The organism is Synechococcus sp. MIT S1220 (assembly GCF_047303025.1).
In the GTDB taxonomy this organism is placed as follows: Bacteria; Cyanobacteriota; Cyanobacteriia; order PCC-6307; family Cyanobiaceae; genus Parasynechococcus.
In genome coordinates, this window is sequence record NZ_CP138939.1 from 1,472,979 (window position 1) to 1,495,363 (window position 22,385).

The following is a 22,385-nucleotide window of genomic DNA, read 5'->3' on the forward strand; positions in this document are numbered from 1 at the left end:
TTTGTGCGTCAACGTCTTAATCACCCTTAGATAGGTCGGGTAGCTCATCGAGCAGTCCTTCCATACGGTTATTGACGAAAACGATCACCCCGCTCAGTTAAGCCACCGCAACCGCAACCGCAACCGCAACCGCAACCGCCACCGGCAGCATGACGTGATCCAGCCAGCCTTAGCGGACCCCTAAACAATCATCGGGGCAGCCGCACCGTGAAACAGCTGCCTTCACCCAGGCGGCTGCGCAGTGCGATCGTGCCGCCCATCCCCTCCACCAGCAGCTTCACCACCGACAACCCCAGGCCGGAGCCACTATGTTCCGTTGCGTTGCTGGCCCGGTGGAAACGCTCGAACACCGCCTCCTGTTCCGCCTCCGGAATTCCGATGCCTTGATCGATCACGTCGACGGCGAAGTCATTTGGCTCATCGCGAAGCACCAGTTCGATCGGCCTGTCAGCGGGGGAGTACTTCTCGGCGTTTTCGATCAAATCGAGCAACACCTGCCGCAGCCGGGCCGGATCGGCCTGGGCGATGCCATCCCGTGCCTGGGGATCCAGCGGCAGCGTCAGCAGAAGTGGACGGTTCAAGGTGCTGCGGGCCATGTCGACCACCTGCTCCAGCTGATCGGCCAGTTGCACTGGTTCATTGGCGATCGCTAGGCGGCCTGAATCGCCACGGGAGAGATCCAGCAGATCGTCCATCAGGCGACGCATCCGGATGCTTTCCTCTTCGGCGGTGCGCAGGCCGCGCACCTGTGATTCGGTGAGGTTGTCGCCCCGCTTCACCGTCCGGTTCAGGTAGCCCTGCACAATCGTGAGCGGTGTGCGCAGCTCGTGGCTCACAGCGCTCACGAACTGGCGTTGCTGGCTCCAAGACAAAGACAGCCGTTCCAGCAGGGCGTTGTAGGTACGGCCCAGCTGCTGCACTTCAATCGGGCCGCGGTCCAGGTGCAGCCTGGCCGAGGCCAGGGTTTCGGCCGTGACCTGATCGGTAGCGGTATTCAGCTGCTCAAGCGGTTGGACGATGCGGCGCACCAGCCAGCTCACCGCCAGCAGGGTGACCACCAGGCAGCCACTCCAGATCAGGATCATCAGAGCGAGGTAATCACTGAGGGCCCTCTGGTTCGTGCTCACCTCCTGGCTGATCCAGAGGCTTGCGCCGGACGGGAACCGCTGCACCAGCTCACTGAGGTACAGCCGTTCGCCAAGGCGAATCAGCTCCTGCTGACCCTCCTTTCGGGCCGGGTTCGCCTGCATCGATGCGCGGATCGCGGAATCTGAGATCTCCAGATGATCGCTCTGGGGCAGAACAAGGCTCCGATCCGGGTTTTCGACCCACAGGCTCGTACGCATGCTGGAGTGCAGCAGCAGTTCCTGCTGCACGAAGGCTGGATCAGTGGTGCCTCCCTTGCTCAGGCAGGCCTGGATCGCGGTGGCACTGCGTCGCAGCTCCGTTGCGTTGTTCTGAATCAGATTGCGCTGCCCAATCCAGGGCCCCACCGATGAGGCGCCGGTGAAACCCACGAAGACCGCCAAATAGGTGGCCAGCTGAAGCTGCCCCTGGAGGCTGCCCAGCAGTTCTGTTCTCCAGCTTGGTGGGGCTGCCATGGCGCCCATTCTTGGCGGGGCCAAGGGACAATGCATGCAATTGGGACGGTCCCGCTGCTTTGACTGTCAGCCTTTCCACCCGGATGGCCCGTTGGGGGCTGCTGATTGTGGCGATTTACGGTCTGATCGCTCTGATCACCCCGGCGTTGATCGCTGCTGGGCTGTTGCCCGACGCCAACACCGGTTTGAGCAACCCGATCTACGACGCTCCCAGCTTGAGCCATTTCTGCGGCACCGACCGTCTGGGACGCGACGTCTGTGTGCGGACCATGGCTGGCAGTGGTGTGGCCTTGCAGGTGGTGCTGCTTGCGGTGGGTCTTGCTCTGCTGGTCGGCGTTCCGCTCGGCATGGTGAGCGGCTACTTGGGCGGGGCGGTGGATCGCCTGTTGGTGTTGCTGATGGACACGCTCTACACCCTGCCTGTCTTGCTGCTGTCTGTGGTGCTGGCTTTTCTTCTCGGGAAAGGAATTCCCAATGCCGCCGCAGCGCTCTGTGTGGTGTACGTGCCCCAATACTTCCGGGTGGTGCGCAACCAGACGGCTCAGGTGAAGAGTGAGCTGTTTGTGGAAGCGGCCCAGTCGCTCGGTGCCGGTCCGTTTTGGATTCTGCGTCGTTACTTATTCCGAAATGTGATCACTTCAGTGCCGGTGCTGCTGACGCTGAACGCCGCTGACGCTGTGCTTGTGCTTGGTGGGCTGGGTTTTCTGGGCCTGGGGCTCCCTGAAACCGTGCCGGAATGGGGAGGAGATCTCAACCTTGCTCTGGCGGCGGTGCCCACCGGCGTCTGGTGGACGGCCCTGTTCCCGGGGCTAGCCATGTTCATCCTGGTGCTGGGTCTCTCCTTCCTCGGTGAGGGAATCGAAGCCTGGGTGAGCGGCAGCGGTGCGCGACCGGCATCAGACTGAAACTGTCACAATCCGGTGCCGCCATGCCCTGGTGGACATCTTGCATCCTTCTTGGGGTCTCCCTTCTGCTCTGGTTCAAGGGACGCGGCAATGCCGATGATGTGATCGGATTGCTGGAAAAAATTCTGGGGACTGCAGCCTGCATGGTTGTTCTGCTGTTCGGGCACAACCTGCTGCTTGAGCTGCTGATCTTGATCGCTGCTCTGCGCTTGCCTTCAGCGCTCGAACGCCACGTGATCAAGCAACGTTGAACGCGCCCAAAGCTTTGCCTGCACTTCGGGCGCTTTGAATTTGTCTTGAGTTTCAGCCTGTTGGAGGTTGCTTCACCTCGCGGATCGAGATGCGGCAGGACGAGGGAAACAGGGCGTGGGCCGCTTCGACAGCGTTGCCGAGATCGCTCGACTGGAGCATCTCCTCACCCCATTCATCGCCGCAGTGATAAGTGACGGCGAACTGGTGCATCTGCTTCTGGTCCATCACGGATTCGTCGCTGATTCAAGTTATGGCTCAGCGTTCGCTTGGATACAAGACCTCTCTTCAATCAGCAGCGCAACCGCACGGTGCGCGGTAGCTCTTCCAACAATTCACCACGGTCATTCAGCGCTGGATAGGGCCGGTCTTCGTTGCGGCACCAGGCGGCCACCTCCGGGTAGGCCCACTCGAACAGCAAACGCTTGTAGTGATCGGGTGCTAGGCCCTCACCTGCAGTTGGCGCTACCCCCTTGGCCTCCCGCTGTCGCAGTGCTTCAAACATCAATGTCGCTGTTGCGACGGAAACGTTGAGGGACTGCACCATCCCACGCATCGGGATGTAAAGCGCTTCATCCATCAGGTCGCGCGCCTCGTCGGTCAGGCCCCATTTCTCGGCACCGAGCACAAAGGCTGTTGGCCCGGTGAAATCACACTCGCGGTAGTCGCGGGCATCCACACCGAGATGGGTTCCGAACAGGCGGAACCCCCGGGCTTTGAGATGGGAGATCGCAGTGCAAATCGTGGCGTGATCCTGCAAAGCGACCCATTTCTGGCTGCCCTGGGCCGTGCTGTTGAACGTCCGGGTTCGGCCTTCAAAATTCACGGCGTGCGCTTCAAGGGCACCCACCGCATCGCAACTGCGCAGGATCGCCGAAAGGTTGTGGGGTTTTTCAACATGCTCAAGCAACACGGTGAGATCTGCCATGCGGCGATCCAAAACCGACTTGAGCCGCTCAAACCGGCGAGGCAGCAGCGGCATCAGAACAGCTGACGTTCAGAGAACCAGAGCCGTTCAGAGAACCAGATTCGATCCCTTGAGCGAATCCGTGCCTGGCAACTGGATGGCGAAATCCGCGGATTTGTCTCCGTCGGCATCGACTTGCAACGTCCCTTTCGTGAACCGTACGTCCCCGGCAGTTGCCGTGAATTTGCTGGAACCGATGTACTGCAGATCCTTAGCGAGGCCCTGAAGATTGATCTTGTCTTTCTTGCCGAATTCCAGAATCTTGTCCTGTTCGCCTTTGGCAGCCGGCGAATCATCGACGTCGGTGTAGATGTAGCGGTTTTTGCCCTTGCCGCCAATCAGCACATCAGCTCCTCCTGCACCCATCAGGTGGTCATTGCCGCCCATGCCGATCAGCAGATCAGCAGAGTTGTCGCCATTCAGGCGGTCCTTGCTGCTCAGGCCGATCTTGACCTGATTCATCGCTTCAAGCGTCTCGTCATCAAGGCCGAGTTGTTTGGGCTTCAGACCGATGTCCTGAATGTCGGGGAAGACAGGTTGCTGTTCACCCTCCGGGATTGTGGCCAGCAGTTCCACCGTGAAGCGCAGAGGACTGTTGGGTGGTATCCGCTCTCCAGCGCCTTCTTCGCCATAGGCCAGATTGGCGGGGATGGTGAGCTCAAGAACCTCACCGATGCGGCGACCATTCAGGCCTCTATCCCATCCTTTGATCACCTGGCCCGCTCCGATTACGAAGTCGAAAGGCATTGACTGGGGCTGAAGCAGTGCTGCCCCGTTGGATCGGAAATAGGTGTTCGCCGGAATGGCGGGCGCGAACGTTTTGAAGTTGTAGTTGGCGTCGAAGGGCGTACCGTCCATCAAGGTTCCGGCGTAATTCACCAGAAGGCTGTCGCCATCAGAGACCTCAGCTCCCTTGGAAGACCGCAGCACCTTGGTCTTCAGCTTTTTGACGGCTTCGTCGGACATAGAGGTTCAACTCTTCAACATCACTTTGATCAGGATCTGATGTCTTGCAGCAGCGATGCGGGCGGTTTGCCGATCAGCCCCTGCAGTCGTCGCGTTGTCTTGTCAACGTCTTGTCATGGCAGCAAAGGGTTTTGACCAACGGGTGTGGAGGGCGGTGGCCCGCATTCCTCAGGGGCGGCTGGCCACCTACGGGCAGATTGCCGAATTGATTGGTGCCTGGGGGTGTGCCCGACAGGTGGGCTGGGCGTTGCGGCGCTTGCCGCTTCCCTCGGATGTCCCTTGGCATCGGGTTGTGAATGCCAGGGGGGAGATTTCGATGAGCATTAGTCGTGAGGGCAGCGACTGGATGCAGCGTGAGCTGCTCATCGCCGAGGGAATCCCCGTGGATGGAGAGGGGCGTTTGCCGCTGCAACGCTTTCTCTGGCGGCCGGACGCTAGCTCTGGAGGTTGATGCACCCTGGTTGTTGACCACCTCCCCGATCACCGGCCTCGCACCGCGGCGTCTGGCCTGGCAGGTGTTGCTGGCGGTTTCGGCAGGGGCCTATGCCGATGTGGCCCTGGAACGGACGCTTCGGGAGACACCGCTGCTGGGGCCGGATCGCGCCCTGGCAACCGAGCTTGCCTACGGTGCCATCCGCCGCCGCCGCTGGTTGGATGCCTGGTTGGATCGTCTCGGGCGCGTGCCGGCGCGCAAGCAGCCACCGAAACTGCGCTGGTTGCTGCACGTTGGGTTGTACCAGCTGTTCTGGATGGAGCGCATCCCCGCATCCGCTGCGGTGAACACCAGCGTGGAACTGGCCAAAACCGGCGGGCTGGCCCGACTCTCGTCGGTGGTGAACGGGGTGTTGCGGGCTGCATTGCGGGCCCGAGATGCCGGGGACGAGCTGGTTCTGCCCACTGGGGAGGTGGATCGTCTCGCCCTGCAGCATTCGTTGCCGGACTGGCTCGCTGCGTCGCTGGTTCAATGGCGCGGCCTTGAAGGGGCGGATGCGGTGGCCGCCGCGTGCAACCAGCTTCCGAAGCTGGATCTGCGGGTCAACCGCCTGCGCACCTCCCCGACGGCATTGGCGGCTGCGCTCCTGGCGGAGGGGATCAGCAGTGAGCCGATCCCCGGCTGCCCGGATGGCTTGCAGGTGCTGGAGCACCGCGGTGATCTGAGGGCCTGGCCTGGTTATGAGCAGGGGCACTGGTGTGTGCAGGACAGATCCGCGCAGTGGGTGTCGCCGTTGCTGAGCGTGCAGCCCGGTGATCGGATCCTCGATGCCTGTGCTGCACCCGGAGGAAAAGCCACCCATCTGGCGGAATTGGTCAAGGATCAGGCGGAGATCTGGGCTGTGGATCGTTCGCCTGGCCGGCTTCAGCGTGTGGCGGCCAATGCAGCGCGGCTGGGACTGACCTCTCTTCAGGCCCTAGCTGCCGATGCGACGAAACTCCTCGATGCGAAGCCGGAGTGGCGGGGCTTCTTCAAGAAAATTCTCCTCGATGCTCCCTGCTCCGGCCTTGGCACCCTGGCCCGCCACCCCGATGCCCGCTGGCGTGTGTCCACGGAGGCTGTGGAGGAGTTGAAGCAATTGCAACAGCGGTTGTTGAACGGTCTTCTGCCTTTGCTGGCTCCACAGGGTCGCCTGGTGTACGCCACTTGCACCATTCATCCTGCAGAAAACGGGGAGCAGATCACGGCCCTGCTCGCTTCCGTCCCCGAGCTGACCTTGATCTCGCAACACCAGCGGTGGCCGGATGAGCCGGAGGGTGGCGACGGTTTTTATGCCGCCGTCCTGGAGTACGGCAGCTGATCAGCGCCTCTGAATCTGTGGTTTCAACCAGTCGCGGGGTCCGTCCTGAGCCGGGGCAACCGGTGCAGGAGCAGGGGCCGGGTTTGGAACGGGTGCAGGAGCAGGGGTTGCCGGTGCCGGATCCTGAGGTTCCTCCTGCCAAGGGGGAGGGGCGTAAGGAGAGTCGTCGAAGGTCGGAGTCTCTCCGTCGTTGATCTCCTCCTGGTATTCGTAACCGCGGTAGGGAACGTCCTGGTTGGGGCGCTTGGTCTTCTTCTTCCCTGGCGGAGTGAACTTTCTGGTAAGCACCGGCTTGTTGGGGAAGGCGCGGACGGGAATGTCGTCCTTGATCTGAAGCATGAATTGCTTCCAAGCCCATGCGGCCTCGCCGCTCGTGCTTTTGGTGGGCCGGTCGTCGTCGTATCCGAACCAGACGCCAGTCGTGAGCTGGGGAATTGAGCCGATGAACCAGAGATCACGGGTGTTTTCTGACGTTCCCGTCTTCCCGGCGACCTGTCGATCATCGAGTTTCGCGGCGATGCCTGTGCCGCCTGTCACGACCCGCTGCAGCATCCAGTTCATGGTGTCCGCCACATCACTATCAACAGCCCGTCGTCCTCGCTCACCACTCAATCGCCGACTCCAGAGAATCTCATTGTTGGGTCCCCGGATTTCTTCAAAGGGGCTTGGTTTGAAGAACACACCGCGATTGGCCATGCCTGCATAGGCCGCAGTCATGTCCAGGATGGTTTGCTCGTAGGCCCCAATGGCCATGGGGTAATACTTCCCGAGAGGTCGCTCTGTTCCGATGTTGAGGCTGTTGGCAATCTCAATGACAGCTTCAAATCCAACGATGTCTTGCAGTTGAACAGCCACCGTGTTGAGTGAATTCTTCAGAGCATCCGCAAGGGAGATCTTCCCGTAGTACTTGTTTCCAAAATTTTTAGGGCAGTAGCCCTTCCAACAGCGCTTCGCATCAATGACTTTTGTGTCGGGCTTCAGTCCCCGATCAATCGCTGCTGTGTAGGGAAAGAGCTTGAAGGTTGAACCTGGAGAGCGCAGCGCCAGGATGGCGCGGTTGAACTGACTCTTGGAGAAATCCTTGCCCCCAACCATCACCCTCACCAGGCCGGTGCCGGGCTCGATCGACACAATCGCACCTTCAGTGTCGAATGGTGCATTGGCTCGAACAACCTTCTGAGCTTTCTTCTGCCAGTTGAGATTGAGGCTGGTGCGAATTTTGACACCACCAACTTCCAGTTGTTCGGGAGTTAAGAACTTGGGCAGCTCTTGGGCAATCCAAGTGGTGAAGTAGGGCGCTGCACTGTTGAAGTACTTCGGTGTTGCAGGCTTGAGCCCCAGGGGGCTGTTGCGACCGCTCTCCGCTTCGCTGGAGGAGATGAATCCGGCCTGGGCCATGCGATCGAGAACGATCGAACGCCGTTCCCGCGCCTGATCAGGGTTCACCAGGGGGGAGTAGATGGATGGCGCCGGGGGGAGCCCAGCAATCATCGCTGCTTCAGGAACCGTGAGCTGATCTGGGGCTTTGGAAAAATAGATCCAGGCCGCATCGGCAACGCCATAGGCGCCGGACCCCAGGTAGACATAGTTGAGGTACTGCTCAAGAATCTGCTTCTTGCTCAGCTGACGTTCCAGCTTCATCGCTAGAGCCGCCTCCTTGAGTTTGCGCGTGATCGTGCGGTCTTGGCTGAGGAAGACGGTTCGGGCCAGTTGTTGGGTGATGGTGCTCGCCCCTTCTCGGACAGCGCCCTGGCGGACATTGGTGACGATGGCGCGTGCGATGCCCCAGCCATCAACGCCGGCGTGGTCATAAAAGCGGCGATCTTCAGCGGCGATGAAGGCCCGTTCCACAAGCCTGGGCATCTGGCCCGCTTTCACCTTCTCGCGTGTGGCCGGACCAAGCTTCTGAATGATCTGGCCGTTGCTGGCCAACATGGTGATGGTGCCTGGACGATAGAAGTTGGCAATTCCCCTTGCATCCGGGAGGGATGCATCCATCATTTGGGTGACAGCACGATTCGCCAACGCTGCTCCCATCCCGATGGAAGCAGCTGTTGCTGCAATCAGGGCCCAGCGAAGGCGAGTGCGGTTCACATCACCTGCATGAGTGGGCTGTGGCCAACTGCGAGGGCTGTCACCAACATGCCGAGCACCAGGAAGGGTTGAGCACTGGCCTGATACTTCACGTCGTAGGCAACGGGATCACGCAGCAGCCAGATGTCCTGAAACGTGATTTGAGGCACGATCAGCAGCACCAGAAGCACAGCTGCGAAATGTTGGCCGATGGCAATCAGTACGGCAACCATGGCCAGTTGAAAGACATCGATCATCGCGGCGCTGATCCAGCTCGCCCTCTGGATCCCGAACACAACCGGCAGTGACTGAAGACCGAGGGCGCGATCCCCCTCCACACTCTTGAAATCGTTGACCACGGCAATCCCCAGCCCGGCAAGGCTGTAGGCAAGGGTCAGGAGAGCGGTGGTCCAGGTGAGATGCCCAAACAAAGCCTGGCCTGCCCACCAGGGCAGCGCGATGTAACTGGCACCTAGGGCGTAATTGCCAAGCCAACCGTTCTGTTTGAGCTTGAGAGGCGGTGCTGAATAGATGAAGCTCACAAAGGAGCCGCCCAGGGCCAACAGGAGAAGCACAGGCGTCGTGTGCCCTGCCCAGAGATCAAGCGCCCAGGCCACGCCTAATCCAGCGAGCAGAAGCAGCCAGATCTGAAGCTTCACCTGACCGAGCGGAATGGCACCTGAAGGGATTGGTCGGTAAGGCTCGTTGATCGCATCGATCTCGCGGTCGTAGTAGTCGTTGATGGTTTGGGTGTAACCCGCAAGGAGCGGGCCGCTCATCACCATGCAAGCGATTGCGGCCAGCACGTCAGTCCAGTGCCAGGTGAACTGTCCGCTGGCCGCGGCACCACACACCACACCCCAGATCAGTGGAATCCAGGTGACAGGCTTCATCAGCTGCAGGCGCAGCTTCCAGATGTTTGTGGTGCCTGAGGCACCTTTCATGCCAAGAAGCTGGCGGGCGTCGCTCACGTGGTGCAGCCTCAGGCGGGTTGAATCTCGTCTTCAAAGAACCAGTTGCTCGACCCATCGCTGAGTTCAACAACAACACCGATTCCTTTGCCATCCACTGTGCGGAAATCCGTCACGGTTCCACTCGAATCAGCCTTGAGCAGGTCAATCAGGTTTTGAGGAATGCGATCACGAACACGGCTGATGCGCACTTTTGAACCGATCGTGATCGATGCAGCCTGGGACATGGCCTGCGAGGCTTGGAAAGTGGCGCAACACTAACAGTCGAATTTGCACCGGAACGATGGTTGCGCTGCGTCTGATTCCTTGTCTTGATGTTGCTGATGGCCGGGTGGTCAAGGGCATCAATTTTGTTGGGCTACGCGATGCTGGTGACCCAGTTGAGCTCGCTTGTCGGTACAGCCAGGCCGGGGCAGATGAACTGGTGTTTCTTGATATTGCAGCCAGCCATGAAGGTCGCGCGACGCTCGTTGATCTGGTGCGACGCACGGCCGAATCGGTCACCATTCCCTTCACGGTGGGTGGCGGAATTGGATCGATTGATGGAATCACCGAACTACTTCGGGCAGGGGCTGACAAGGTCAGTCTCAATTCATCGGCGGTCCGCCGACCTGAGTTGGTCCGGGAAGGAGCTGAACGGTTTGGCTGTCAATGCATCGTTGTGGCGATCGATGCCCGTCGTCGTATGGCAGGGGGATGGGATGTGTTCGTCAAGGGCGGCAGGGAGAACACCGGTTTGGATGCCGTGGACTGGGCGAAGCACGTGACTGCTCTCGGTGCCGGGGAGATCCTGCTCACGTCGATGGATGGTGATGGCACCCAGGCTGGTTATGACCTGGAGTTGACGCGGGCCGTGGCGGACGCTGTCGACGTGCCGGTGATTGCCTCCGGTGGAGCGGGTTGCATTGATCATCTTGCGGACGCGCTTGATGCGGGGCCTGCGGGTGGTCATGCTTCAGCAGCGCTTCTGGCGTCCCTGCTTCATGACGGTGTTCTCACCGTGGAGGGAATCAAGCAGGACCTGCTTGAGCGGGGAGTGGCAATGAGGCCCTAGCTTGCGGGACCTCAGTCCACCCCAATCCTTGGAGCCTTTGGTGCATCCACTGCTCAATTCGGCTTGGACGCGTCCGGTGGGTTTGTTCGCACTGTTTGCGATTGTGGCCTTGATCACGTGGGCGATCCGGTTGTTGCAGTCAGCAGCTCGTCAGGACGATTTTTCGCTGACCCTTGCCGGTTGCATGGTTTGCTCTGCAGCGGTTGGCCTTGCAGCGGTGATCTTGGTGACTCTGACTGGCATTCCGTTGTGAAGCCAGGTGATCCCGAGGCAATCGAACAGATGTTCGATGATGTAGCCCCCCGTTATGACCAGCTCAACGATGTACTGAGCTTCGGACTTCACAGGCATTGGAAGCGACATCTGATTCGTTGGTTGCGTCCTGTTCCAGGCGAAACCTGGCTTGATCTGTGCTGCGGCACAGGGGATCTAGCCCTTCAACTCGCGCGCTATGTGCGTCCCTCGGGGAGGGTGATTGGTTTGGACATGGCGTTTGCACCACTTCAGCTTGCACGCTTGCGCCAACAGCGCGAGCCCTGGTTGCAAGTGGAATGGTTTCAGGGTGATGCCTTGGATACGGGGCTTGATGACAGTTGTGTCGACGGTGCACTGATGGCCTATGGATTGCGGAACTTAAAGGACCCAGCAGCCGGGCTGAAGGAACTGAGGCGCTTGGTCAGAGCGGGTGGAAGGGCTGGAATCCTTGATTTCAATCGCCTTCAACCAACCGATCCATTGGGTCAATTTCAGAGGTTTTACTTGCGTCGACTTGTTGTCCCCATTGCCGCCATTAATGGCTTGGCCGACCACTACGCCTATCTAGAGGAAAGCCTTCAGCGTTTTCCGGATGGAGCGATGCAAGAGCAGATGGCTGTGCGAGCTGGATTTGTTGAAGCCAGGCACCGCACGTTGATGGCCGGCCAGATGGGCATATTGCTGCTCGAGGGTTGAAGTACGTAACTCTTCTGATCAGCTGCTTGCGACAGGGCACCGGAATCGTCTAGAAATCTAAAGAGAAAATTAAGAGGTGTTTGCAGGTGGCTTTCCCTCTTCCAAAGCTGCTTTCGACGATTGAGGAGCTGCTTGTTGAGGTGCAGTGGCTTGATGGATTGATTTTGGTAACCGATTCTGAACGTGCCACGTTTGTCTCGTTCTCGCAGGTCGATCCGTTACTGCGGCGTTTGAGGCAACGCCCCAAGGGACCAGAAGTTGCTGAAAAACTCTGCATGTCATTGCTTGAATCTCATGGGAAAGGAACAACCAAACCTGTTCTTGTCTTCCAGGGAGATGGCAGTTTTTGGCTGGGGATGATGGGAACCTGTGGTTCCAATCGACATCGGCATCACGCGATTGCACATCTGCATCGGTGCTTTGAACTGAGCATTTGATCCATGGCAAGCATCAGGCTGTACCTGCTTTCGATTCACACTTTTTTGATGATTAGGCCTTTTTGATCTTGAAGGCTGGCGTAAAAATCATGGCAAATGGATTAATAAGTCCCAGACTTTTTATAGAAGAATTCAAGTTGTCTCATTTTTGAAGAAATATTTGACGATTAAGCTTCTTTTATGAGCTTTAATCAATGAATCAAGGATGCGGATTGAAATCACTGTGGAATGGTTCGTTAAAGGTTGTTGTGTTGATAGCGCGTGATCATCTCTCTTTCTGAACCTCGTCTTGACAGCGTGATCTTTGAATCAGCTGGGAAAGACATCCTTATTTTCTTGTTTTGGTGGATTGTTTCGATTCGCCGCATTGGTCAGTCTCAGATCCATTTGCTTCCCTGGTTTCACCGACCCATGCATGGCGGCCGGGCTTCAGGGCTCCATTGGCCTTGGCTGCCTCCATGTCTAGGGCTCCTTCATGGCGGTGGTAGGGATGAGTTTGGAGGATTGTTATCCAAGCTGAGCACCAAACAAGAACACAACAATCTGCAACTTTGTAAGGGGGTTGAATCAAGCTCAAATAGCACCAACTCCACCATCGGGGATCTCGCCAGATCCCGATGCGAGTCCGCGTGTGGATGGTTTTGGAGCGCCAGATTCAGTGCCTTGCACACTGAGCAAAGCGGCACAAAGCAGTTTTTCCACAGAAAAGTGGAAAAACTGCGGCACAGGGTGCGGCTTGTTCCAGAGGAGATCCATTGCGGTGCCTGCCTTTCTGGGTTAGGTTGTGGATATCCCCATCACCCGGCCGGCATTTTTGCCGGCTTTTTTGTGTCCTGAGATCGGTCCATACCTGTTAAAGCGCTAGATCTAGCGCCCGGATGCAGAGGTCGGTTTAGCGGGTTTGGCGGTTCAGTGGCGTCTCGGTGACTGAGATTGGCAATCGGCCTTGCGCTGCCAAGGAGCTTCCATCCGCTCCCGGTTGTCGAAGCAGAGAGATATCCGATGCTCTTGCGCTTCCAGAGCAGGATCGCTTCTCTTCAGGCGTGTGAGCTTTGCAAGGGAGTCTGAAAGCTCAGCTCTTGTCGCCTCTGGATGCTTTCTGATCGCCAACCTTCACTATGTTATTTTCGAGAAATAAGTTTTTTGAGAAATGGCAAAAGCTTCAGAAAAGCGTGATGAAGTGAAAGCACGTTTGCAGGAGCTTCGCAATATGTGCCGTGATCTGCATGCCACTGTGATGGAAGAAGGTTCGATGCCTGATGCTGCTGACGTCCGCGTGGCAAATGATAAATTGCAAGAACTCCTTGAATTTCTTGATCCAAAGGCTGCCAAGAAGTCATAGGTCTTTTTTTCGGAGAAAAAAGGACCCGGCAATCCAAATTTCCTTATAAGATTTAAATAATTTGGTCAATCTCAGGCCATACTAACTGCGTTTTGAATAAAACTCAGAACATTTTTTTGACATAGCTTGTCAACATAGATTTTTCCAAATGCGTATCCGTCAAGCGCAAAAAAAACCGGAGTCTTGCTCCGGCTCGACGCATTTGCTCTCCCCATCAAGTCATAGCTGACTGTATCGAAATGTACATCCGTATAAATGCCGATCAGTCCTGTTCGGTTTAGCGTTCGAGATGTCGATAATTTGGCATCAAATCAATTCCGGACTTTGTCTATTCAGAGTCATAGGTGGACTGACTAAATGGTTTGATCAATGAATTATCAATCTAAAACAGGAAAGTAGAGTAACTTCCACGCTGGCTGCCTTCAATAGCTTGAGGATTATGCCTAGGTTAGGCTACATGTTGCCATTTTCTTATGCGCTACCGTTCATTATCAAAAAGTAGGATGATCTTAACAGCGAATTCTCTATGATTGACCAATCATTGAAAGCTATGGACTTATCTCTATATCAAGATTCTAGAGCAACCTGATCCTTTTATGATCGCCAAAAAGATGGATGATATTTTGGTTAAGGCGATCATTGAAGATTAATTTGCATCCCAATCTCCATCGCCTTTAGTCCATAGGCTAGCTTTTTGAAGATCTCATTACACTTTTTAGGACGAAGCTTAGGAATGTTGGCTATCCTCCCATCAGGCGGCTACGTGTTGAATGTAATTGATTGAGTTTTGGCTGTTTCTCGACTAGAAACATTAGTGATAACAAAAACCTGGATCTATATTGCAAAAATCAATGGCTCTTATTCTTATGGGTTTGATGTCAATTTAAGATAATTCAGTGCCTTGCATTGGCAAACTTTCAAAGAAGATATTTGCTTACAAAGCAAGGATAAGCAGGTGCTCTTCTTGCCATTGAAACGACGTAGATGATGTACAAAAACGCCGGATGTGATCGCTTTTCAATATTGAGTAGAATAGGGTAAATGATCCAATGAATGTGATAAAAGACTTTTACTATGACAAGCAGTGTTTTGAAAGAGATCAGTAATTGAAGAGGAATTGTACTAAAAATACAATGACGTCATTGCATCAGTACAGCATACTGTAGTCAAAAGTTCTTATTGAAATAAGGGCTTGAAACGGTTTATTTTTGAGTATCGAGTCATTCAACAGGGCATGAGCCCTGTTTTTTCTTGCACAATGCTAACGAATGTCCTGGGAGAACCTCTTCAAGAATGTGGATGCAATCCTATGACGGGTTGGTTTGTTGATGGGTTTTGCAGATCTGATAAATCAGACTTTGGCCAACATATTATGTGTTGTGTGATGACTGAAACTTATTTAAAATACTCATTTGCACAAGGTAACAATCTGATAGATCCAATACCAGAACTTGATTTCCCCGGTTTGATTGCCGGTAATCACTGGTGTCTTTGCTTAACGAGATGGCAACAAGCCTGGCAAGATGGTGTAGCACCTCCAGTCATATTGGAATCGACTGATTGCTCCGCGCTTCAAATTATTTCAGCCGATATTTTGTATAGTTATCAAGATTCAGCCTCTTAGCTCTTAGTCCTTTTTTCCACAACGAAAATCACTTTCTTCTTTTTTTAGTGTGGAAGAACTGCAAGTCGATTGGACATTATGAATATGATCCTTGAGCCCTCAGGTTCTAGGGCAAGGGCAAATTTTTTCAAAACGGCTTATCGACACGTGCTCTGTTGGTAAAGGGATGTGTTTGCGATTCAGACATTGCTATTTAGAGAATAATTTATATCTATGTTGTCAATTGACTAAAGTGAAGAAATTACAATGCTAAATATCCTCGATTTATAATTTTTGAATAGCATTTTATCTGCTTTGCATAAAGCGGAAACCTCCACTCGCATCACCACTGGGCTAGAGCCGGTTTCGACGGCCTGTTACCTTAAGACTCTACCTGGGAGTCTTTGCAGAGCAGTTTATAAAATGTGATATATGTTAGCAAAAAAAATAAATTTACACGATGTAGGTTGTGAAAATCCGTACTAAAATAGTCCATAAATCCAATGATACATTTTATACACGCCAGTTTTAAATGAAGCCGAAAGATGCAAAAGAATATGTTTTTAACGATCTTCTTGGGATGCAATCGTATTGTAAAAATCATTATGAGCAATATTATTCAACTTCAGATTTTTCATGCAATATTACTCAGCTTAGTAAAGGTGAATTGCTGACTAGTTCTATCTGCGCACCAATTAAAAATGTTCATCTCGAAATTTTTAAGTCAAATCAAACCCTTTTGTATGAGGAAGAAGCTAACTGTAATTCAGTTGCTTTTTGTTGGATTGGCAGTCAAGATAAATTATCCGAATCTAAAACAATTATAAGTGGACATAGAATGCAGAATCGCAGCATTGCCGGTTTTAACCGGTTGAATAAGACAGGTGGCAACATTTGGGATGTGGTTGGGGCCAACACTCTTCTTTGTTGCATGAGTTTGAAGTGGGATAAAATGAAAAGCAAAATTAATAAAATGAATGCCTACAATGCCTATGCGAGATTAGAAGAATGTATCGGTATTGACTCGCAAAGTGAAGCATGTTTGCAGCTGAAACGTTTATTTGGACAGCATTTTTCAAAAGGATTAACTTGTAGCGATGAGTTTTACGATTTAGCAATTACAACTTTGGAGGAACCTTGCGTTCAGTCTGCTAAGGTGACTGAAAGATCTGATCAAACAGACCTTGTAGAAGATCTTGTTAAATTGTTGCATGAAGATAGGCAGGGTTTGCCACCTCTGACGATTGGTCAAATAGCTGAATGTTTAAATTCTGAAAAACAATCGTTAGGCGAAGCATGTCAAATGAGTTTTAATATGGGTATCCTTGATTTAATTAAAAGTATCAGGTTAGAGCAAGTTAAAAAGTCATATCTCAACCCCCATGTTCCATGCGGACTAAAACACTTTACTAAAAAGCAGAATGCGCATTATTATGGTTTTAACAATTGGAATTCTTTCAGGCGAATTTACTTCACAACATTCCAACAAAGCCCGGAAGAAACAATTGATAAGTCAAGCAAAATAAGTGTCTTTGTTTCTGATTTGATCAGGGGGAAATGAAATGAAATTATCCTTGTCATATACAGATCCAAATCAGCTTTCTGAAACGCTACAGGAACTTGATCAAGTTACACGGATTACCCAACTTGAATTGGGAGAAGGGACATATGTGATGTCACATCAAAAATCAACTAATATGGCAATTGCAGAAATAAGCGCAACAAAAACTCTTCTTTATGAAGGTTGGGGCACAGATTGGTCCGTAGATTTCAACTGGATTACGCCTCACCATAAGACTAATCATTTCGGTTTTTGTGAGGGATATGAAATGAGGGCTCACAGCATTGCAGGCTTCAATACCTTAAACGCTTCTCCTGGTAGTTCATGGGGTAAGTATTCAGAGGCGTGTTCTTCAACAGCCTGTATGCTCAATCAAAAAATGTTAATCCGATCCTTAGAAGATTGTAATGCACTTGATGCTTTAGAGAAGCTCACTCAACACAAGGGTATTGATACCAACAATCAGGCTTTTTCACAATTAAAGCGTTTAACGCGAAGGGAGTTGGCAACTGAAATAGCCAATCCAACAAAATATTATGATCTGATGATTGCCTGCTTAGAGACAGGCAATCACAGAAAGACAAAAAAAGCGATATCAAAAATCAAAGATTACTGGGAGAAATTGTTGATCTATCACATGATATTCAAAAAATGAGTTCGCCATTAACTCTCTCTGAAGTTTGTCAATATCTTGATGCAAGTCAGGCTTCCCTTTATAGGGTTTGCCAGGATCATTTCGGCATGGGCATTATTGAAATGATGACTCAAGTACGATTAGAAGAGGCAAGACGAGCTCTTCTCTACAAAAAATTCGAACCAACAAATTCTCATCACACCGTGAAGGAAATTGCCCTGAGTTATGGATTCAAGCACCAGGGACGGTTTTCACGGCGCTATTTTATAAACTTTGGTGAGTTACCAAGCCAGACATTAGAACGTGCCAAGATCATTTCTTTTGGAAGCAGCAACAGATTGAGCCAATAATACTTAAAGCGTAATCTCAAACGAACTTGCTTGGATTGCAATAGTTGACCATTTTCATTGGTATATCACGTAATGTTAATTTTCCGGTGAGGCTATCCATTTCTTATCGAATTGAGTAAAATATTAATACAACGCTAGATTCAGACTTTTCCTGAATGAAGAGAATTACATTCGAGCTAAGTGATGATCTCCATCGAAAGCTAAAGTTGCTTTGTTATACAGAATCAGTTTCGATTGGTCATATTTTAAGGCAATGTGTCAATGATTTCTGCATCAAGCATGATGCTCACTTGATTGAAATTATTGATAAGCGTACAAAGTAATTGTCACTTGTTTCTGGATTCATCCATGAAATTTCTGGATGAATAGAGCATATTATTTTTGTTCAATTTGGTGACATTTTTGGCTTTATTGATTATTGCTGTGATTGCGCAGCACTCTTTACGATATGAGCAGCTGTTCACTTGGCTTTGATTACTGCTTGCGTTTATTAGAAAATATTCATTTTATTTCCAATTTTTCTATTTTTTCATTCTCATAGGTCTTGCTTGTAGTTCTGTCTTTTATTTTCTAATTTCTAGATAGAGTTATTTATATCTGATGATTCAATGGCTGAACGTCTCGATATCGTTGTTTGGGGCTTATGTGAAGAGCAGTCTCTTTCCTTGATGTAAGCAGAAACCGGCACGGTTGGAAAGCCCGCTGATCGCTACTTTGCTGCGACCCCGCCAGTACAGAGCGATATGGAGTAACCTTTGCGCCAACCTTTAAAAGCTGTCAAGAATTTAAGTATATCTGAGCTCTCTAACAAGATTACAAGGCGAAGATGTTTTGAGGAATTGGGGCGAAGCAAGGATCAAGCTGCGATCCCTGTTTTCAAGGACGTTCTTCAGAGCACGGCTCAAGAAGCGATCATCAATGCAATTATTGTATTGGCGAAAACAGGTTGGAAGCCAGACATTAGTGAACAGGACTTACTTTTATCGCTTTTCGACCGTGATTTTGATGTTACAACGTGCGAGCCATAATTCATGCACACTCTCGTGTGACGCTTAAATGCACTCAGCTATATATAAAATGCAAAAGTTTTCTGAGCATGAGAGTGCTTTAATTTCTGGTTCCGCAAGGGAATACCTGTCTTTCTTGTTGACCTCACCAAGGGTGAAAGTTTTGTTTGCGCCATTCTGTTCAAAGTAGTTCAGTCATTTTGTCGACACTTGAGCCGATGGGTTCGACGACGAATGACTCCACACCGTTTTCATCATCGCCCCGTTTCAACCTGAAGAGAATCGCATTGACCCAACCTGTCTCCTTGTTGTTGGTTTCATGGCCTCGGTTTACAAATCCATCTTTCTGCATGAAAAGATGCAAAAGGATGCTCACGACATCCTGAGGAGATAGGTTTTCAGGGTCGATAGAAGGGAACAACTCCCTGACATCCATAATGGCGATGGAGGTTGAGTAATCGAAATCGTCTGGCATCACCATGAATTGTTATGCGCGGCTGGCTCCATGATCGTAAAGCTCCTAGGTGCTGCGTCACTTTTTTTGTGTATGAGAGTTGTTTTTCCGTGTATTGATGAAAATCAACTCTGTTCTTGGATTCAGAAATCGGTATTGGCGTTATCTAGGGTCCTTTTGTTTGTTCACGAAATTATAATCTTTGTATTGGTTTTATTTCGGTCTTGGCCTTTAGTATTATCGTCCCCAAGATAACAATGATGTTTTTCTAGGATAATGTGATCAAAGTTCGTACTGGCTTTTGAATTGATCAATCTCCTCCACTTTTTATTTTATTAATCGCTTTTTTCTCGTGTGACGAGGTCTATGTCTGGTTGTATGGTGTGTTGCCTGGGTTTGATTGCGAGTAAGTTCAATCATTTTTATTTTCACTGATCGCTTCATCAGTGCTTATTGCATCCTGTTTCCAATCTTTGGCCCATTCCCTTTGGAATGGGAAACACATGATATTGACAAGATCGCCAGATGGCTTCTTTTTCTTACGGGGGCACCAAAGAGTGTGCATCGAATTCTTGGCGGTGGTTGAATCAATTGTGGTTTAGGTAGGACGTTGTGCCGGTGTGTTGTAAACAATTCCATCGTGTATGATGATTCTGTTTTAAATAGGGCTTGTTCAATAACGGATGGAACTTACGTGTTAATGAATTGGCTGTTGTCATGTTATAAACGCAGTGTCAAGCTCTCTCCGTCCCCTCAGGATTGGGATTGAGGTATTCGTAAAGCCAATCGATAGAAGCTATTAAACTAGTGGTTGATTATTTTTTCCCAGATTCGTTCTCTGGCGGCTGTTTAGGATTCATCGAATGTTGGATTTTCTAAGTTCAGTTGTTCCAGGCCCAACTCTTGCCAGAACCAGCGCTCTAATTGTTGAGAATCTTACTTGACTGTAAAATCTGCTGCAGCTTTCGATTCCGCTCTTATCTAAAAGTTCAAAAAGCTGTATTCGTTATGTATCACGACGACATCAAGGCTCTTAAGGAAAATTTTAAGAAAGCGCTTTTGCGAGATGTTGATCCCTGGATGACCCATCGGGTCATAATGTTGTGGGATCAAGGCTTCCTCGATGAAGCAACTGCCCTTCACTCCGAATTTTTGCGTCGGCACAAACAAAGCTGAGTTGAAGGCATTCATTTCGTTGGCCTCATCTTTTGATTATGGTTATCCCATTGTGCTTTAACGGGGATAGTCCATTGTGTCGCCTCAGGCTTGCAAGTTGAATTGCTGCAGGTTTATGGTTGAAAACGATTTTGGAATCTCTGCAATTTAGGGTTTCAAGGATCTTCTCTGCCAACTTCTTTTAAATATGTTTTGAAATGGTCCAAAATTTAACTTTTTTCCTTCGATTATTGATTTTTTTGGGTTTGGCTTAAGGATTTTCCTCTTTTTGATCAGAATGCCACTCTCGCTAAATTCGAGTTTGACTTGTAATAATGGATCGATAATTAAGTCCTGTTGTAATTCATTTGTCAGGACGCGAATTGTTTGAAATAGTGTATAAATTTTTTTTCATATTGATTATCCTGTGCGAGCCGTTTGATATGAAACTGGATTGGTTGCCGCCTCGAAATGACGAGATCACAACTTTTCTTGCCCGCTTTCTATAGTAAAGGTTTTGTATGTGCTTCTGTTAAGTAAAAACATCACATTTTGCTTTTTTGCTGAAGGGCATTGATCTAAAAACGGAGAGGGTGGGATTCGAACCCACGAGGGTGTTACCCCTACACGATTTCGAGTCGTGCGCGATCAACCGGACTCTGCCACCTCTCCATGCGCCTGTTCGGCACCATTAGATTTTAGAGCCTCGCCCCGCAGTGATCTCGGATTTCTCTGGTTAAACCAGGAGCGCTGTGATCGTGTTGTCCAGAATCCAACCCAAAAGCCCATGGGTGCCTGAAGTCTCGGATTGAAGCCTGGCTTTTGGTCCTGAAGATTCCAGAGGGTCTGTATGGAGGTCAGCAACAGCAGTCGTTGGTTGCCGGCCCTTCATCCCATCGCCCCGTTTGCGTCGCTGGGCAACGCAAGAGACAGACCCGGGCTCAGAAGCGTTTGGCCAGCATGCCACCCATCCTCTAGTCGCACGGCAGAGGTGCTCACAGTTGAACTCCAACAAAAGACAGAACTGCACGTTGAACTGCCTGAATTAAGGAGTTTGCTTAAAACAGATCTGAATGGTGATTCCGCTGAAGCGCGAGCCAAAGCAGTAAGGGAAACACAGTTGGAGCATCATCCTTAAGCCAAACAGCTCAACAAAAACTCGAGCTAAACAATGCGGTGGTGGGCGTGGTCATGACCGGAATGATCGTGGCCAGAGTGGTCGTCACCAGAATGATCATGGTCGGAGTGATCCTCAGTTGGCATCACCATGTCGGCATGATTATTGCAAACCATCCATAAGTCACCCATTTTGTGAGCCCCTTTGCATTCAAAATTCTTGGCGGCTTTTTTGGCTGCTCGTTTGCTCTTGAACATTGTTTGCATGGGGTTCTCATCTCCGCCATCAAGGTCGCTTGCATCAGTTCCTGTTGTTAGTGATTCAAAAAAGTCACTATATTCATAGGCCCCATTCTCACCGCCGCCTGAGACACCTCGACCACCTACCACTTTTGTCGGGAAAGTCATTTCAACGCGATCAATATGTCCATCAATGACAAACACTTCATCGGAGACAAGACCATCCGGCACACGAAGTGGCTTAAACTTCATCTTTCCACGCGCCTTTGCGCTTGTGAACTTATCGGCCAATTTCTCTGCAGAAGACTTTGATTCGCTAAACGGATCAAGTTGAAGCGTGAAACGTGCAAAAGCCTCTTGATGCCCTTCAGCGATGAAGCCGTCTTGATCATGGTCAAAGCCCATGTAGATGGAGCTTTCGTCCTTATTGATAGCAACGTAACCTTCTGAAACTGAACGGTATTTCTTCCCGCTAAGTTTAAACATTGCAACCGTTGTAGCGTCATCATGCGACTTCAGATCGCCTGAAAATAACTTCGCCTTCAGAGCTTTTGCCATGACGCAACAGATGAAATTAATTTAATTGACTAAAAATAGCGCCACGATCTCGCAATTCCCTTCGTCAAAACATTCTCTTAAGAATCCTTCGAGAGAAGCCAATTGCAATGGCTAACAGTTTGCCTCGCAAATCTACGTCCAGTCAAGCCAGCATATTGAATGCAATTGATCATTGCATTCAGGGGCAATGCTAAAGAAAATCAATTTACCGACAACAATTGGCTTTGATCCTGCAAGCGAACAGTGTTGAGTCATCGAAGCTTCTCTTGTCAAACGTCTAAGGCGGGCTTCGTTTTCGACGTGATTGCTGATCGCTAATCACGTCGATCAGCTAAGACAACGTCCTGGATTGCGGTGGTCGCTGCCCGTTCCTCCCCAGTGTTCGTTGCAGCAATGGT

General features: G+C 51.2%; 27 protein-coding genes and 1 tRNA gene. 15 read left to right on the forward strand and 13 right to left on the reverse strand.

Annotation, left to right across the window (positions count from 1 at the left end; genetic code table 11):
- Positions 1 to 188: 188 nt before the first annotated feature.
- Positions 189 to 1,601: an ATP-binding protein gene (locus SIB64_RS07270; RefSeq protein WP_413442578.1), complete on the reverse strand. Its 1,413-nt coding sequence runs from the start codon at positions 1,599 to 1,601 to the stop codon at positions 189 to 191.
- A gap of 83 nt (positions 1,602 to 1,684) precedes the next feature.
- Here SIB64_RS07270 and SIB64_RS07275 point away from each other — a divergent pair, with 83 nt between their 5' ends.
- A complete protein-coding gene (locus SIB64_RS07275; RefSeq protein WP_413442929.1) occupies positions 1,685 to 2,506 on the forward strand; it encodes an ABC transporter permease in 822 nt (273 codons plus the stop codon).
- Positions 2,507 to 2,529: 23 nt separating this feature from the next.
- Complete coding sequence (locus tag SIB64_RS07280) at positions 2,530 to 2,757, forward strand: hypothetical protein (RefSeq protein ID WP_413442579.1); 228 nt, start codon at positions 2,530 to 2,532, stop codon at positions 2,755 to 2,757.
- A gap of 52 nt (positions 2,758 to 2,809) precedes the next feature.
- Here the strand turns inward: SIB64_RS07280 and SIB64_RS07285 are convergent, their stop codons facing one another.
- The 3 genes from SIB64_RS07285 to SIB64_RS07295 form a co-directional block, all read right to left on the reverse strand.
- On the reverse strand, positions 2,810 to 2,986 hold the full coding sequence (locus tag SIB64_RS07285; protein WP_413443095.1) for a hypothetical protein: 177 nt from the start codon (positions 2,984 to 2,986) through the stop codon (positions 2,810 to 2,812).
- 61 nt (positions 2,987 to 3,047) lie between these two features.
- Positions 3,048 to 3,737 (reverse strand): tRNA (guanosine(18)-2'-O)-methyltransferase TrmH, encoded by a 690-nt coding sequence (gene trmH, locus SIB64_RS07290; protein WP_413442580.1) that lies wholly within the window; start codon positions 3,735 to 3,737, stop codon positions 3,048 to 3,050.
- Positions 3,738 to 3,770: 33 nt separating this feature from the next.
- Complete coding sequence (locus SIB64_RS07295; RefSeq protein ID WP_413442581.1) at positions 3,771 to 4,688, reverse strand: FKBP-type peptidyl-prolyl cis-trans isomerase; 918 nt, start codon at positions 4,686 to 4,688, stop codon at positions 3,771 to 3,773.
- 115 nt (positions 4,689 to 4,803) lie between these two features.
- Between SIB64_RS07295 and SIB64_RS07300 the strand changes: the two genes are divergently transcribed.
- Together SIB64_RS07300 and SIB64_RS07305 are read left to right on the forward strand one after the other, a co-directional pair.
- The gene (locus tag SIB64_RS07300) at positions 4,804 to 5,139 is read left to right on the forward strand and encodes an MGMT family protein (RefSeq protein ID WP_413442930.1); all 336 of its coding nucleotides are present in this window, start codon (positions 4,804 to 4,806) and stop codon (positions 5,137 to 5,139) included.
- A gap of 13 nt (positions 5,140 to 5,152) precedes the next feature.
- Positions 5,153 to 6,481 carry a 16S rRNA (cytosine(967)-C(5))-methyltransferase gene (locus tag SIB64_RS07305; RefSeq protein ID WP_413442582.1) on the forward strand — a complete coding sequence of 443 codons (1,329 nt, stop codon included), beginning with the start codon at positions 5,153 to 5,155 and terminating at the stop codon, positions 6,479 to 6,481.
- On the opposite strand, the gene SIB64_RS07310 is transcribed toward SIB64_RS07305, so the two are convergent.
- From SIB64_RS07310 to SIB64_RS07320, 3 genes are read right to left on the reverse strand one after another with little or no spacing between them, the layout of a single operon-like run.
- The gene (locus tag SIB64_RS07310) at positions 6,482 to 8,575 is read right to left on the reverse strand and encodes a transglycosylase domain-containing protein (protein WP_413442583.1); all 2,094 of its coding nucleotides are present in this window, start codon (positions 8,573 to 8,575) and stop codon (positions 6,482 to 6,484) included.
- Positions 8,572 to 9,525 carry a chlorophyll synthase ChlG gene (chlG, locus tag SIB64_RS07315; protein ID WP_413442584.1) on the reverse strand — a complete coding sequence of 318 codons (954 nt, stop codon included), beginning with the start codon at positions 9,523 to 9,525 and terminating at the stop codon, positions 8,572 to 8,574. The genes SIB64_RS07310 and chlG overlap by 4 nt, the downstream gene beginning before the upstream one ends.
- 11 nt (positions 9,526 to 9,536) lie before the next feature.
- A complete protein-coding gene (locus tag SIB64_RS07320; RefSeq protein WP_413442585.1) occupies positions 9,537 to 9,752 on the reverse strand; it encodes a DUF2862 domain-containing protein in 216 nt (71 codons plus the stop codon).
- A 56-nt stretch (positions 9,753 to 9,808) separates the two neighbouring features.
- On the opposite strand from SIB64_RS07320, the gene hisF reads away from it, so the two are divergent.
- From hisF to SIB64_RS07340, 4 genes are all read left to right on the forward strand, one after another.
- Complete coding sequence (gene hisF / locus SIB64_RS07325; RefSeq protein WP_413442586.1) at positions 9,809 to 10,579, forward strand: imidazole glycerol phosphate synthase subunit HisF; 771 nt, start codon at positions 9,809 to 9,811, stop codon at positions 10,577 to 10,579.
- 1 nt (position 10,580) lies between these two features.
- Positions 10,581 to 10,832: a hypothetical protein gene (locus tag SIB64_RS07330; protein ID WP_413442587.1), complete on the forward strand. Its 252-nt coding sequence runs from the start codon at positions 10,581 to 10,583 to the stop codon at positions 10,830 to 10,832.
- The gene (gene ubiE / locus SIB64_RS07335; RefSeq protein ID WP_413442588.1) at positions 10,829 to 11,530 is read left to right on the forward strand and encodes a bifunctional demethylmenaquinone methyltransferase/2-methoxy-6-polyprenyl-1,4-benzoquinol methylase UbiE; all 702 of its coding nucleotides are present in this window, start codon (positions 10,829 to 10,831) and stop codon (positions 11,528 to 11,530) included. Before SIB64_RS07330 ends, ubiE begins: the two co-directional genes overlap by 4 nt.
- 86 nt (positions 11,531 to 11,616) lie before the next feature.
- Positions 11,617 to 11,967 (forward strand): hypothetical protein, encoded by a 351-nt coding sequence (locus SIB64_RS07340; RefSeq protein ID WP_413442589.1) that lies wholly within the window; start codon positions 11,617 to 11,619, stop codon positions 11,965 to 11,967.
- 909 nt (positions 11,968 to 12,876) lie between these two features.
- Here the strand turns inward: SIB64_RS07340 and SIB64_RS07345 are convergent.
- Complete coding sequence (locus SIB64_RS07345) at positions 12,877 to 13,077, reverse strand: hypothetical protein (protein WP_413442590.1); 201 nt, start codon at positions 13,075 to 13,077, stop codon at positions 12,877 to 12,879.
- 40 nt (positions 13,078 to 13,117) lie between these two features.
- Here SIB64_RS07345 and SIB64_RS07350 point away from each other — a divergent pair, with 40 nt between their 5' ends.
- The 6 genes from SIB64_RS07350 to SIB64_RS07375 all read left to right on the forward strand — a co-directional run bounded on the left by SIB64_RS07350 (position 13,118) and on the right by SIB64_RS07375 (position 18,485).
- Positions 13,118 to 13,309, forward strand: coding sequence for a hypothetical protein (locus SIB64_RS07350; RefSeq protein WP_413442591.1), 192 nt, complete (start codon positions 13,118 to 13,120; stop codon positions 13,307 to 13,309).
- A gap of 1,192 nt (positions 13,310 to 14,501) precedes the next feature.
- Positions 14,502 to 14,933, forward strand: coding sequence for a DUF2237 family protein (locus SIB64_RS07355; protein WP_413442592.1), 432 nt, complete (start codon positions 14,502 to 14,504; stop codon positions 14,931 to 14,933).
- Between the two features lie 511 nt (positions 14,934 to 15,444).
- Complete coding sequence (locus SIB64_RS07360; protein ID WP_413442593.1) at positions 15,445 to 16,473, forward strand: AraC family transcriptional regulator; 1,029 nt, start codon at positions 15,445 to 15,447, stop codon at positions 16,471 to 16,473.
- A 1-nt stretch (position 16,474) separates the two neighbouring features.
- Positions 16,475 to 17,128 carry a hypothetical protein gene (locus tag SIB64_RS07365; protein ID WP_413442594.1) on the forward strand — a complete coding sequence of 218 codons (654 nt, stop codon included), beginning with the start codon at positions 16,475 to 16,477 and terminating at the stop codon, positions 17,126 to 17,128.
- Complete coding sequence (locus SIB64_RS07370; RefSeq protein WP_413442595.1) at positions 17,125 to 17,457, forward strand: helix-turn-helix domain-containing protein; 333 nt, start codon at positions 17,125 to 17,127, stop codon at positions 17,455 to 17,457. The genes SIB64_RS07365 and SIB64_RS07370 overlap by 4 nt, the downstream gene beginning before the upstream one ends.
- An 839-nt stretch (positions 17,458 to 18,296) precedes the next feature.
- Complete coding sequence (locus tag SIB64_RS07375; RefSeq protein WP_413442596.1) at positions 18,297 to 18,485, forward strand: hypothetical protein; 189 nt, start codon at positions 18,297 to 18,299, stop codon at positions 18,483 to 18,485.
- Positions 18,486 to 18,645: 160 nt separating this feature from the next.
- On the opposite strand, the gene SIB64_RS07380 is transcribed toward SIB64_RS07375, so the two are convergent.
- The 4 genes from SIB64_RS07380 to SIB64_RS07395 all read right to left on the reverse strand — a co-directional run bounded on the left by SIB64_RS07380 (position 18,646) and on the right by SIB64_RS07395 (position 20,745).
- Positions 18,646 to 18,945, reverse strand: a complete 300-nt coding sequence (locus SIB64_RS07380) for a hypothetical protein (RefSeq protein WP_413442597.1) — start codon at positions 18,943 to 18,945, stop codon at positions 18,646 to 18,648.
- 385 nt (positions 18,946 to 19,330) lie between these two features.
- Positions 19,331 to 19,483: a hypothetical protein gene (locus tag SIB64_RS07385; RefSeq protein ID WP_413442598.1), complete on the reverse strand. Its 153-nt coding sequence runs from the start codon at positions 19,481 to 19,483 to the stop codon at positions 19,331 to 19,333.
- Between the two features lie 416 nt (positions 19,484 to 19,899).
- On the reverse strand, positions 19,900 to 20,109 hold the full coding sequence (locus SIB64_RS07390) for a hypothetical protein (RefSeq protein WP_413442599.1): 210 nt from the start codon (positions 20,107 to 20,109) through the stop codon (positions 19,900 to 19,902).
- A gap of 549 nt (positions 20,110 to 20,658) precedes the next feature.
- A tRNA-Ser gene (locus tag SIB64_RS07395) sits at positions 20,659 to 20,745 on the reverse strand.
- Between the two features lie 150 nt (positions 20,746 to 20,895).
- Here SIB64_RS07395 and SIB64_RS07400 point away from each other — a divergent pair.
- Positions 20,896 to 21,051 carry a hypothetical protein gene (locus SIB64_RS07400; RefSeq protein WP_413442600.1) on the forward strand — a complete coding sequence of 52 codons (156 nt, stop codon included), beginning with the start codon at positions 20,896 to 20,898 and terminating at the stop codon, positions 21,049 to 21,051.
- A gap of 186 nt (positions 21,052 to 21,237) precedes the next feature.
- Here the strand turns inward: SIB64_RS07400 and SIB64_RS07405 are convergent, their stop codons facing one another.
- The gene (locus SIB64_RS07405; protein WP_413442601.1) at positions 21,238 to 21,987 is read right to left on the reverse strand and encodes a hypothetical protein; all 750 of its coding nucleotides are present in this window, start codon (positions 21,985 to 21,987) and stop codon (positions 21,238 to 21,240) included.
- Positions 21,988 to 22,385: the final 398 nt, after the last annotated feature.